The 11,188-nt window shown below is 37.6% G+C and carries 15 protein-coding genes; all 15 read right to left on the bottom strand.

The features are described 5' to 3' along the window. Positions 1–2: 2 nt before the first annotated feature. The 15 genes from B9N66_RS01710 to B9N66_RS01640 are packed head-to-tail and all read right to left on the bottom strand — an operon-like array spanning position 3 to position 11,153. Positions 3–1,613, bottom strand: coding sequence for a glycosyltransferase family 2 protein (locus B9N66_RS01710; protein ID WP_087579630.1), 1,611 nt, complete (start codon positions 1,611–1,613; stop codon positions 3–5). Next, positions 1,610–3,166: an AMP-binding protein gene (locus tag B9N66_RS01705; protein WP_087579629.1), complete on the bottom strand. Its 1,557-nt coding sequence runs from the start codon at positions 3,164–3,166 to the stop codon at positions 1,610–1,612. The genes B9N66_RS01710 and B9N66_RS01705 overlap by 4 nt, the downstream gene beginning before the upstream one ends. Then, positions 3,156–3,668, bottom strand: a complete 513-nt coding sequence (locus B9N66_RS01700) for a DNA gyrase subunit B (RefSeq protein ID WP_257639745.1) — start codon at positions 3,666–3,668, stop codon at positions 3,156–3,158. Before B9N66_RS01700 ends, B9N66_RS01705 begins: the two co-directional genes overlap by 11 nt. Positions 3,669–3,690: 22 nt before the next feature. Then, a complete protein-coding gene (locus B9N66_RS01695; protein ID WP_021090641.1) occupies positions 3,691–3,936 on the bottom strand; it encodes an acyl carrier protein in 246 nt (81 codons plus the stop codon). Positions 3,937–3,938: 2 nt separating this feature from the next. Beyond that, positions 3,939–4,196 carry a phosphopantetheine-binding protein gene (locus B9N66_RS01690; RefSeq protein WP_021090881.1) on the bottom strand — a complete coding sequence of 86 codons (258 nt, stop codon included), beginning with the start codon at positions 4,194–4,196 and terminating at the stop codon, positions 3,939–3,941. Continuing rightward, a complete protein-coding gene (locus B9N66_RS01685) occupies positions 4,180–4,989 on the bottom strand; it encodes a lysophospholipid acyltransferase family protein (protein WP_257639744.1) in 810 nt (269 codons plus the stop codon). Before B9N66_RS01685 ends, B9N66_RS01690 begins: the two co-directional genes overlap by 17 nt. Continuing rightward, positions 4,916–5,584 carry a beta-ketoacyl synthase chain length factor gene (locus B9N66_RS01680; RefSeq protein WP_087579626.1) on the bottom strand — a complete coding sequence of 223 codons (669 nt, stop codon included), beginning with the start codon at positions 5,582–5,584 and terminating at the stop codon, positions 4,916–4,918. Before B9N66_RS01680 ends, B9N66_RS01685 begins: the two co-directional genes overlap by 74 nt. Next, positions 5,584–6,000 carry a hypothetical protein gene (locus B9N66_RS01675; protein WP_021090821.1) on the bottom strand — a complete coding sequence of 139 codons (417 nt, stop codon included), beginning with the start codon at positions 5,998–6,000 and terminating at the stop codon, positions 5,584–5,586. The genes B9N66_RS01680 and B9N66_RS01675 overlap by 1 nt, the downstream gene beginning before the upstream one ends. Positions 6,001–6,011: 11 nt before the next feature. Continuing rightward, on the bottom strand, positions 6,012–7,265 hold the full coding sequence (locus B9N66_RS01670; protein WP_087579870.1) for a beta-ketoacyl-ACP synthase: 1,254 nt from the start codon (positions 7,263–7,265) through the stop codon (positions 6,012–6,014). After that, positions 7,265–7,984, bottom strand: a complete 720-nt coding sequence (fabG, locus tag B9N66_RS01665) for a 3-oxoacyl-ACP reductase FabG (RefSeq protein WP_087579625.1) — start codon at positions 7,982–7,984, stop codon at positions 7,265–7,267. The genes B9N66_RS01670 and fabG overlap by 1 nt, the downstream gene beginning before the upstream one ends. Continuing rightward, a complete protein-coding gene (locus B9N66_RS01660; RefSeq protein ID WP_257639743.1) occupies positions 7,977–8,417 on the bottom strand; it encodes an ApeP family dehydratase in 441 nt (146 codons plus the stop codon). The genes fabG and B9N66_RS01660 overlap by 8 nt, the downstream gene beginning before the upstream one ends. After that, positions 8,417–9,586 carry a beta-ketoacyl synthase N-terminal-like domain-containing protein gene (locus tag B9N66_RS01655; RefSeq protein WP_257639742.1) on the bottom strand — a complete coding sequence of 390 codons (1,170 nt, stop codon included), beginning with the start codon at positions 9,584–9,586 and terminating at the stop codon, positions 8,417–8,419. Before B9N66_RS01655 ends, B9N66_RS01660 begins: the two co-directional genes overlap by 1 nt. Continuing rightward, the gene (locus tag B9N66_RS01650; RefSeq protein WP_257639741.1) at positions 9,570–9,947 is read right to left on the bottom strand and encodes a hypothetical protein; all 378 of its coding nucleotides are present in this window, start codon (positions 9,945–9,947) and stop codon (positions 9,570–9,572) included. The genes B9N66_RS01655 and B9N66_RS01650 overlap by 17 nt, the downstream gene beginning before the upstream one ends. A 23-nt stretch (positions 9,948–9,970) precedes the next feature. Continuing rightward, the gene (locus tag B9N66_RS01645; RefSeq protein ID WP_087579623.1) at positions 9,971–10,492 is read right to left on the bottom strand and encodes a 4'-phosphopantetheinyl transferase family protein; all 522 of its coding nucleotides are present in this window, start codon (positions 10,490–10,492) and stop codon (positions 9,971–9,973) included. Then, positions 10,473–11,153 (bottom strand): ABC transporter substrate-binding protein, encoded by a 681-nt coding sequence (locus B9N66_RS01640; RefSeq protein WP_087579622.1) that lies wholly within the window; start codon positions 11,151–11,153, stop codon positions 10,473–10,475. The genes B9N66_RS01645 and B9N66_RS01640 overlap by 20 nt, the downstream gene beginning before the upstream one ends. Positions 11,154–11,188 lie beyond the last annotated feature (35 nt).

The following is an 11,188-nucleotide window of genomic DNA, read 5'->3' as shown; positions in this document are numbered from 1 at the left end:
ATTTATCTCCAAAAATCAAAAAAATTAAACCACTGCGATGGGTTCTTGCAAGCGTGATCCTCGAGCTGTTTTACATAGCTTTGCACGTATGGCATGACGCTTGCCTTACGGTCGCGACCTAGTTTTATCTCATCTGCGATATCACTTAGCTCGATACTAAATTTATCGCCATTTTTCACGCACCAAAGCGTGCTCATTTTTACACCCAAAATGCCAGCTAATAAGTATGGGCCATAGTTAAATTTAGCCATCTTGCCAAGAAAGCTAACCTCAACAAATTTATCGCCATTTACTGGGGTTCTATCGCCCATTATGCCGATATTTACGCCGTTTTCTACCGCCTCTTTTAGCTCAAGCATAGCTGCTGCATCGAGGTTTTCTACGCTTATTAGCTTGATCTGCCCCTTACTTATCTGCTCTAAAATTTTATAAAAATTTTCATTTCCCTTGCTATAAACCAAGATGATCATACGAAAACTTGGCGATCTAAGCGAAAGTGTCTTGCAAATTTCTACATTTCCTAGATGGCTTGTTAGCAAAATTCTGCCACGCTTTGATGCCTCAAACTCTTCTTTTATCCACATGAGTTCGTCAATATCTAGTTCATTTTCGAGCACACCATTTTGCCAAATACGAAATTTATCGCAAATAGCTATACCAAAATCATAAAAATTTCTAAAAACACCAGTAACCGGCTTTTTACCACTAAATTTCTCTACATTTTGCAAAAATTCTCTTATATTTTTTCTCTCTATTTTTGAAAAAATACAATAAAAACAAACGACGATCATAACGATAGGTTTTATAAGAAAAATAGGCAAATTCTTGGTTAAAAACAAGCTCACCCTTAAGAAAAATTCATTTGATCTTTCGCCTTTTTGCCACCATGCGTATTTTTGCCTCTTAAAGGCTTTACCTAGCAAAAATGGAACTAAACTAAAAAAATATTTTGCATGCATAAGGCTTATTAGCATGTTATCTTTTAGCATTTTAAAGTGAGAAATTCCACCTTTTTCATATCTTACCTTTAACGGTATCCACTTTAGTCCAATGCCTGCTCTCACAGCATTTACTAGGATTTCCATGTCAAATTCCATCCTATTTGAGCCACTATGAGCGATCGCGCTTTCAAGCTCTTTTAGCGGATAAATTCTAAAGCCACACATCGCATCTTTTATGTTGGTGTTTAAGGTGTTTACCTTGACCCAAAAATTTGTGATCTTTCTACCATAAAATCTAGACTTTGGCGCGTCCTCGCCATAAATCGGATCAGCCATTATCATATCGTGTGGATACTTTTTGCTAAGCTCTAAAAACTCTGCCACCTCGCTTATATCATGCTGAAAGTCAGCGTCGATCTGAAACGCATGCGTGTAGCCATTTTGCACAGCGTGTCTAAAGCCATCTTTTAGTGCAGCTCCCTTGCCGCCGTTTTGCTCTCTTGTCAAAATTTCTACGCCAAATCCGCTCAAATTTTGCAAAGCTTTTTTTGAAGTCTCGTTTGAGCCATCATCGACTATTAAAATGTGTAGATTATATCTTGCAAGCGCCTCGCAAAGGTCTTTAATCTTCTCTGGATGGTTATAAAATGGTATGAGAAAGAGCGTCTTCATAAGCCCAGCTTTATCCTGCCAACGCTGCTTCTAGTGCCATTACAAAATATCTCAAAGTAAACCTTCTCATCTTTTTGCGAAATTTCTATACAAAGCTCGTCATTTGGCCTTACAAATTTTAAAAATTTCAGATTCTCCACCACGCACTGATCGCCTATTTCTGCGCCAAGCTCTCTTGCAAATTTAAATACAAAATCAAGCTGCACAAAGCCAGGTAGCAGCGGTAAATTTGGAAAATGCTCAGTAAAAATGCCAAGTGCTGGGCTAAGTTTTATCTTAAATTTATAAATGCCATTCTCGCTACTTTTTTCCCAAACAAGCTCCTCGTTTTTCTCCAAAAGCTCTTTAAAATTTGCTTTTAGAAATTTCCCTTGAGCGTTTTTACAAAGCGAGCTAACGATTTTAAAATACCTAACACTATTTTTAAACTCAGGCCTTAAAAGCTCATTTAGCCTTGCTACAACGCCCTTTTTACCGCTATTTCTAAAGAGCTTCACACCCTCTTCACTAAGCTCTAAAAGTGCGGCCAGACGCTTAAATTTTGGATGCGTATCACAGTAGCAGTCTTTTAAAAGGCCACTTTCAAACATCTTATTTTCGATGCTTATTAGATTGACCCTTTTATCATTTAGCTTGACTATCCTATCGATCCTACCTTTTAGCGTGAGCTTGCTGCCATTTATCTGTGCCCAGTCGCTAGTTTGGAAAAACTCACACCATGGCGAGCTCACGTTTAATGCCTCGTCCTCGCTAATACCTGCCTTTACCTTACTAAAAAGTAAAAGTTCATCGCCTAAATTTCTAGCCACTGCACCAGTTTCGGTGCTACCATAGATGTCAATAATGCGTGTTTTGCTTAGTTTTGATATGCTAGCTCTTAGCTCACTCTTTAGTGCCGAGCCAGCACAGATTATGTTTTTTAGTCCTGAAATTTCAGCTGCTCTTGGACTAGAAATTAGCGTTTGAAGCAAAACTGGGCTTGTTATGAAACTTAAATTTTCAAGCTCTAACTCAAAGATCGCCTCTGGGTAATTTAGCTCCCTACTAACAACCTTTGCACCAGAAATGATGGGCAAAAATACCTTAAAAGTAAGACCAAACATATGCTGATGCGAAACGCTTGAAAAAAATGTATCACTTTCATTAAATCCAAGTTCTTCTTTTAAAAATAGCCCTTCTTCTATCATTGCACCAAGTCTTTTTGGGATATTTTTGCTATTTCCAGTCGAGCCCGAAGTCTGAAGAAAAAAAGTAGAGTTTATATCAAATTTTGGCTCTATATTTCTAGCTGGAGCCAAAAAATTCTTGAAATTTTCATCATTGATATTAAATTTATCACTACTAAAAATAGGCTTTGCAAGCAAAATCGGTCTCACGCCGATCGCAAGTACTCCAAAAAAGGCTACACAAAAGTCAAAAGTTTCGCTTAGATAGATCTCTACCTCACCTAGGCCATACTCTTTTAAATTTGCCCCAAAAATAACAACTTGTGAGTATAAATTTTTATCAATATCAACAAATTTAAAGTCTTTTAGACTATTTTCAAACTCCATCTTTCCTCTTTAAAATAAAAACTTTACGATATAAAATTTCTCCAAAAAACAAAAATCCCATCAAAATATAAGAGATAAAGGAGCAGTAAATACTCCAATAAATTTTATTTTCAAAACACGATAAAGCAAAGGCAACAACTGCATTAAATATAAAAAATAAGCACCAAATTTTTGTTAACTCTCTTGTGTAGCTAACGACCTTTTCATCTATATTTTTCTCTTTTAATCTAGCGATTTTGGTTATGATCGCCTCGCCCCTTAAGCTGTAAAAAAAGAGAGCCAAAAAGCCAAGGCTTACGATACTTGGATATAAAAGTGCTAAATTTACACTTCTAAAAATAGCGCAAATAGCAAAAAATGTCCCAGCCGATAAGCAAACCTGCCTTTTCCTGCCACTTTCAAAATAGGCTCTAAGCCCCCAAAGCACACATAAAACACCAAATATAAAAGTGGCATTTTCTTGCCAGAAAAATAGCACTAAAGGGTAAGCAATACTTATCAAAACTAGCGCTACTTTTACTATCTTATGCTTCAAATTTCTTTGCTACGGCTTTTACGATATCATCAAGCGTTTTTACGTTTTTAAAATCCTCTGGCATCAGCCTATGTCCGGTTTGACGTTTGATGTAGTCAATCATATCAATAGCGTCAATGCTATCAATCTGCAAATCCTCATATATCCTAGTCTCTGGCTTTATCTTGCTCTCATCTATCTCAAAAAGATCGATCAAGGCTTTCTTTAAAATTTCAAAAATTTCTTTTTCACTCATCGTTATTTCCTATTTTCGTAAATGTATTTTGCAAGAGAAGATACGCTAAAAAATATTTCTTTTAGATTTGCACTCTTTGAGTCAAGCACAAGGCCATATTTTTTCTGCACCGCAAGCCCAAGCTCTAAAGCATCAACGCTATCAAGCCCAAGACCATCATTAAAAAGTGGCGCATTCTCATCAATATCGCTTGGCTTCATATCCTCTAAATTTAAGCTTGTGATGATCAACTCTTTTATCTCATTAACTAGCTCTTTCACCAAATTCCTCCTTATAAATTTTACTTATCTCATCATGCATTGCCCTAGCCCTTACCGGACTTGGCCTATCCTGTAAAAACATATCAACATCAAAATTTTTCATCTCTTTAAAATGATATTTTATCTTTTCATCTGGTATTTTGTACCATGGTTCATTTTTTCTAAGACTTCTTGGATGCATATTGATGCCGATACATACAATATTTTTAGCGCCTTTTACACCTATGTGAGCAGCTGCCTTATGAAAAATAATTTTATCTTTCGTACGTGTGCCTTCTGGGAAAATTAATAAATTTTCACCACTTTTTAAAACTTCTACGCTTTTTTGTAAAAATTCCTCATTATTTGTGTTTGGTATATAGTTGCACGCTCTAATTGCAGCAAATAAAAATATATTTTTACCAAGCTCGCCCTTTACGATGCAGTTTATCCTTTTAAATCTTGAGATCAAAAAGACCACATCAAGAAGCGAAGGGTGGTTTGCTATGACTAAATTTGATCCGCCATTTAGCTCACCAAGCTCAAATTTATAGTCCAGATGCCCACAAATTTTAGTAACTTTTATAAAAAATCCCCAAGAAATTCTAACTAGATCACGGCATAAATTTTGTATAAATTTAAATTTATTTAGCCTCAAAAGCACCACTGGCACAAGCAGTAAATCTCCGCTTATGCAAATGATCGCAAAAAGGAAAAATAAAAATCCAGCTCTTAAAATTTTAAGGCTCATAGCTAAAATTCCAAGATGAAGAATAACTACAACTTTGCCAGCTTTTTGATATTTTTGGATCAAAATTTACAATAAAGTTTTGTAATAAATTCTCGCAAATTTCTTTTTCTTTTTTAGCTCTTTTTAGAGTTAAAACTCTCTCATCTTTTGCCATTGAGACAACAAGAGCGAGCATAAATGACGGCTTTTTCTCATCAAAATAACTCTGCTTTATCGACTCATGATAGGCAAGTATTAGCACCTTTTCATATCCATCATTTAGTCTTAAAAATGCCGCTTGCAAGGCATCTTCAACTGGACTAAATGACGATATGGCAAGAATTTCATTGTGATTTTTAGCTTCTATGCTAAGAAGTGACGAGATAGCGTTATGCACAGAAAGTGAAAACGATGTAGGCGAAACAGGCTCAGCTTTTGCCAGTGTAGTCTCTAGCTCAAAGCAGCGATTTATCTCTCCTTCATATGAGCTAAAAATAACTGGCATATCAAGCTCGTCAAAACCACCAAGCAAGCTAAAAGCGCACTTTGCAGCACTACTCAATCTTCTTCTTTGAATCGGTGGGATCTTTGCTAGATCAAATTCTTTTTTATATCTAGCTAGATCCTCGCCGACATCGCCATAAGCTATCGCATCAAAAAAATCTACCTGAAATTTCATTATTTCGCGATATCACCTTTTAGAGTAACGCCAGACATCAAAGCGCCGCTTCCACATTGAAACTGAGTTTTTGAGTTAAATGGCTGTTTTTTGTAGTAGCCAGTTAGATTTACAACCTTTGTGCCGCCTTCTTTTAATGCTCTTTCTTGGAAAGTCTTTAAAGCCGAAAGAAGTGCAATTTGGCATGCCTCTTCATCACTTTTATTAAAACCATTTGTCTTTTTATTTGATGTTAGATCTTTTACGATTACCTGACCGCTATAGCCTGTGCCAAAGCTGATACTTACATTTGGAAGTAAGAAATTTTTAGCTTTTGGGCCATTTAGGAAATCAAGTGAGTGATATTTCACATCATCTCTTGCATTAAGACTTGTAGCAAATGCCAAAATGGCAACTAATGAAACTAATTTTTTCATGTTTATCCTTTTTAAAAAATGTTTTTAACTCTTTTAAATATCAAAGATGTATTTACACCACCAAATGCAAAGTTATTGCTCATCACAAAGTCCGTTTTTATCGGGGTTGGCTCTTTTAAATAGTTTAGCTTTGCACACTCTGGATCGATCACGTTTAAATTTATAGTTGGAAAAAATAGCTCTTCTCTCATCATCATGATAGAAGCGATCGCCTCCAGTCCGCCGCAAGCTCCAAGCGTGTGACCAAGATAACTTTTAAGCGAGCTAATGGCGATATCCTCTCCAAAAAGCTCATTTGTGGCGATGCTTTCAGCTATATCGCCATGTTTTGTCGCAGTCGCATGAGCATTTACGTAACCTATGCTTTTTGGCTCTAAATTTGCGTCACGAAGCGCTAGACTCATCGCCGCTTTCATTGTCGCACTTTGTGGCCTAGTGATGTGCGTGCCATCACACGTCGAGCCAAATCCAACAACCTCAGCGTAAATTTTAGCTCCTCTTTTTAAGGCGTTCTCTTCACTTTCAAGCACTAAAAATCCAGCCCCCTCGCCAAGCACCAAGCCATCTCTATCTTTTTCAAATGGCGTTGGGCTCAAATTTGGCGTGCTGTTTTTGACACTAGTCGCGTAAAGCTTGTCAAAGACGTACGCCTCGCTCACGCAAAGCTCCTCAGCTCCACCAGCTAGCATCATATCTATGCTGCCATTTTTTATGCTCTCGTATGCGTAGCCAATGGCGTGCGAACCGCTTGTGCATGCCGAAGATGTAGGGATGATGCGGCCTTTTAGTGAGTAAAATAGTGCAATATTTGCCGCTGTGGTGTGAGGCATCATTTTTATGTAAGTATTTGCGTTAAAACCACTATCCATGTCCAAAACTAGTTTTGCCATATCAAGGATGGAGTCCGTGCTGCCAGTGCTTGAGCCACTTGCTACGCCCATCCTGCCATCTTGCACACTTGGGTCTAAATTTGTAGCCATCAAAGCTTCGCCCTTTAGCAAGCCAGCGTCTTTTAAAGCAAGTCCAGCCGCATGTACGCTATAACACGAGACCTTACCAAGACTTCTTAACTGTTTTCTGTCCCACTCCTGTGGGTGTTTGTAGTCTATGATAGGCGCTGCTAGGCGCGTGTTTAGATCCTTATAGCCATCCCACTCGCTCATATATCTGACGGCATTTTTGCCTTCAAGAAATTTAGCCCTCATCTCCTCCCAGCTATTGCCAAAAGCACTGACAGTGCCGATACCTGTGACAAATACACGCATTAGCAAAGTCCTCCATTTACGCCGATGACCTGCCTTGTGATATAGCTAGCATCACTGCTTAGTAGAAATTTTACCAGCCATGCCACCTCGCTGGCCTCGCCAGCTCTTTTTGCAGGTATGGCTTTTAGCACCTCATCTAAAAAGTCGCTATTTAAAATTTCTTCACTCATATCTGTCTTTATAAGCCCTGGGGCCACGCAGTTTACTGTTATGCCTCTACTTGCAAGCTCAACTGCAAGGGCTTTGCTAGCTCCTATGATGCCAGCTTTGCTAGCCGAGTAGTTTACCTGACCTCTGTTGCCAATAACCCCTGAAACAGAGCTTAGTGTCACTATCCTAGCTGGCTTTCTAGCCCTTATCATCGGCATCAAAGTTGGCCTTAGCACGTTATAAAAGCCATTTAAATTTACATCTATCACGTCAAACCACTCTTCATCGCTAAGACCGACAAAGGTGTTATCTCTTGTTATGCCAGCATTTAAAACGACGCCATAGTAAACGCCATTTGCCTCCATGTCGGCCTCTATCGCCTCTTTTGCTGCAGCGGTGTCAGCCACGTCAAATATCAAAAATTTAGCCCCAAGCTCACTAGCCATCTTTAAAAGCTCATCGCTCTTACTTCTTGCATGAAGCACCACTTCGTACTCGCTAGCTAGGCATTTAGCGATGCTAGCTCCTATGCCCCTGCTTGATCCAGTTATCAATACTCTCTTACTCACTAAGTGCCTTTTTTACAAATTCTTCATCAGGGCTCATCACATTTAAAACCGCCCTTGCGCCAAGCTCGCCGTTTACAAAAAGCTCACTGTCATAAACGCCAAATCCACTCTCATCTTGGATCGAGCAGTTTGAGATGATCACTATCTCATCGTCCACTTTAAAATACGGCCTAAAAATTTCAAATTTCCTACTTCCAAGCAAAAAGCCAAATATCGCCTTTTCGCCGCGCAGTTCACGCATCTTTGAGTCATAGATCCCTAGGCTTTGAGCCATCATTTCGATAGCCTTTTGTGTATGAAATTTCCCATCTTCTAAAAATGGATTTTGATCATTTATCACGCTTCTTACTTTGATGCTCTCACAAGGCGTAAATTCCAAAATTTCATCGATCAGGGTTATGGCGCTACTGTGCGGCAAATAATCACTTATCATCATCTCACTCTTTTAAAAATTATTGCGGCGTTATCTCCGCCAAATGCAAAAGATAGTGACATCGCCGTCTTTACGTCAAATTTCGTGCAACTTTTTACTAAATTTAGACGCTCGAGCTCCTCATCGTAAGCTCCGTCATAAACATGCGGTGGCAAGGCGCTATTTTCTTGCATGCAAAGCATCACGCAAATGGCGCTCTCGATGGCTCCAGCAGCTCCTAGCGTGTGTCCGATCTGCGGCTTTAACGAGCTAGCATATGCAAAGCCAAGCGTTAAATTTACAGCTTTTGCCTCCATTTTGTCATTTGCTTGCGTACCGGTGCCATGCAAATTTACATAATCCACGCCACTCATGCCAGCTTTTTTTAAAGCTTCTTCTATACAAGAAATTGCCATTTTAGCATTAAAATCAGGCTGAGTCATATGAAAAGCGTCGCAGTTTGAGGCTGAGCCAGCAACAACGACGTTTGAAATTTCATCACGGCTCAGCAAAAACAGCCCAGCTCCCTCGCCTATGTTTATGCCCTCTCTATTTTTAGAAAAGGGTTCGCTTGGTTTTTGGCTTAAAATGCTAAGTGAGTTAAAGCCATTTATGGTTAAGGTGTTTAAACTATCGACGCCACCGCATATAACCGCATCGCAAATATCGCTTTTTATTAGTCTTTGTGCCTCAATAATCGCCTTAACACCAGAAGTACAGGCAGTTGAAACACAAAAACTTGGACCTTCTAGTCCATAAAATTCGCTCACAAATTCGGTCACATTTGCAAGACAGTTTCTATCTATGCCAAACTTGCTTTTATCAAAAACTTCAGTTTTTATATACTCTTTAAAAGTCCAAAAATTTTCTTCAATTCCGCTCGTTGTAGTGCCTAAAATAACACCTACACGGCTCTTACCAAATTTTTTGATAGCCTTTTTTATCTCATCGTCAAGCTCAAGAAGCGTGTTTAGAAGCAAAGCATTGGTTCTTGTTTTGAAGTGTTCTTTTGTGTTCTTGGCAAACTCTGGCAGTGCCTTATCAAATTTCGCTACTAAAAATTTATTCTCAGGATGAAACTCACTGCTAAGGCCTAGAAATCTCTTTCCACTTAAAAGCGAGCTCAAATTCTCATCACTACTGCTCCCTGCTGCACTAATAATGGCTGGTTTGCTAATGTAGATCAACACTTTCTACCTTATAATATTGATCATCTATCATAAATTTTTGCTCATTTTTTTCATCTTTTATCATCTCTAGCACTTTTATAAAAAGTTCATTGTAGGCGCTATTTGGTGGCAAAAAACCTAAATTTTTAAAGCTACCATCTTTTAAAACTCGCCTGGCTTCTGGCGCGCCAAGTGCGTTTACAAGGCTAAATTTATACTCGTTCTCGCTATTTTGCACGTAAAGCAAAAGTAGACCTTTTGATGAGCTTACCTTAAATGTTTTTAAGTCAAAATCTGCCATCTGTGGCGTATCAAATTTCTTTGCACATCCAAGAGCAAAAAGCGAAATAGCAAGGATCATGACTATTTTTTTTATAAGCAATCTTTACCTTTTAATGTTAAAAATTACAAAAGTTTAATAATTATATCTTTGCATTGCTTAAATGCAAGGCAAATAATAAATGAATTATTAATAATTAAGTATTTTTTTGCCATTTCATCGTAGCTGGTAGTACCAAGATCGCTAAACGATAAATTTTTAAGCTTTAAAATCGCCTCTTTTGCGGTATAAATTTCATAAAATTTTTGCGTTTTATCTTTTGCATTTGCCAAATTTTTGCTCTCTTCTTTTGTAAAGCAAAAGCTAGCTACTGCGTCAAAATTTCTCTGCTTTAGCTCTTCTACATCGACTCCGATCTTTTCTTTTGAAATGGCTAAAACTGCGATATTTTCTTTATGAGAAAAACAGATTCTACCTCTCATCTTTGCTTTAAATTTTAAGTAGCGAGATATTTTAAATGAGTTTTGTTTTATTAAATTTGGGTATTTTTTTACTCTTCTGCGATCTTTTTTATCTAACATTTTTTGGCTAAATTCCTCACCGCAAAAGCTGATAAAAAGATAAATTTCACCCCTTTTTATAGACATTTAATCTCTTTTTATAATTTTCATCGCACTCTAAGGCTTTTTCAAACTCAGCAGTAAATGCTCTAAGACGATCATTTTTTTGCTGATTTTCATCGCCAAATGATCTAATACGTGACGTAAAAGTAATCTCATCTTTTCTAAAATTAGCCTCTTCTAGATCAAAGTTTAAATTGCTCATTTTGCTATTTAAGATATGCAAGGCACATTTTCTTGGCCCAAAGATAAAATTTTGCCCATTTGAAGGCTTTAGGCTTCTTACTAAAACGCCACCATAAAGCGATGGCTCGCTTTTAAAAGATATGTCAAAGCCAAAGTTATGAAAGTAAATCTCTCCAGCTTCACACTGCCTTTTGTAGGTATTTGCGTCAAAACAAGTATAAATTTCAATCTCGCTAAATTTATACTCTTTGCCAGAAACAATTAAAACTTTACTTTGCATAAGCTCACATAAAAAGCTCTGAAATTTCTTATCAAAAAACTCTTTAAAGCCAGCAGTCCCAACTATCTCTTGTTTTATATTTTTATCTAAAATTTTAAAGTTATTTTGTTTAAGCAGATCAAATTTTTCTTTATCAAAATGACTTTGCTCTAAAAATTTACTAAGCACCGTCACTAGATCAAATTTAGCAAAATGGCTTTTAAGTAGCTCGCCAGCTAGCATCTTTGCTCCTAAGTTTTTATATATTTTAAAGGGTT

The sequence above is a fragment of the Campylobacter concisus genome, assembly GCF_002165775.1.
GTDB lineage: Bacteria > Campylobacterota > Campylobacteria > Campylobacterales > Campylobacteraceae > Campylobacter_A > Campylobacter_A concisus_E.
The sequence above is the reverse complement of the archived record's forward strand: the minus strand, read 5'-3'. Positions and strand labels throughout refer to the sequence as shown.

Coding starts and splice junctions, on each gene's coding strand:
- B9N66_RS01645 (WP_087579623.1), bottom strand. CDS start 10,492: ATGTCTATAAAAAGGGGTGAAATTTATCTTTTTATCAGCTTTTGCGGT.
- B9N66_RS01640 (WP_087579622.1), bottom strand. CDS start 11,153: ATGCTAGCTGGCGAGCTACTTAAAAGCCATTTTGCTAAATTTGATCTA.
- B9N66_RS01705 (WP_087579629.1), bottom strand. CDS start 3,166: ATGGAGTTTGAAAATAGTCTAAAAGACTTTAAATTTGTTGATATTGAT.
- B9N66_RS01695 (WP_021090641.1), bottom strand. CDS start 3,936: ATGAGTGAAAAAGAAATTTTTGAAATTTTAAAGAAAGCCTTGATCGAT.
- B9N66_RS01710 (WP_087579630.1), bottom strand. CDS start 1,613: ATGAAGACGCTCTTTCTCATACCATTTTATAACCATCCAGAGAAGATT.
- B9N66_RS01680 (WP_087579626.1), bottom strand. CDS start 5,584: ATGAAATTTCAGGTAGATTTTTTTGATGCGATAGCTTATGGCGATGTC.
- B9N66_RS01660 (WP_257639743.1), bottom strand. CDS start 8,417: ATGATAAGTGATTATTTGCCGCACAGTAGCGCCATAACCCTGATCGAT.
- B9N66_RS01670 (WP_087579870.1), bottom strand. CDS start 7,265: ATGCGTGTATTTGTCACAGGTATCGGCACTGTCAGTGCTTTTGGCAAT.
- B9N66_RS01675 (WP_021090821.1), bottom strand. CDS start 6,000: ATGAAAAAATTAGTTTCATTAGTTGCCATTTTGGCATTTGCTACAAGT.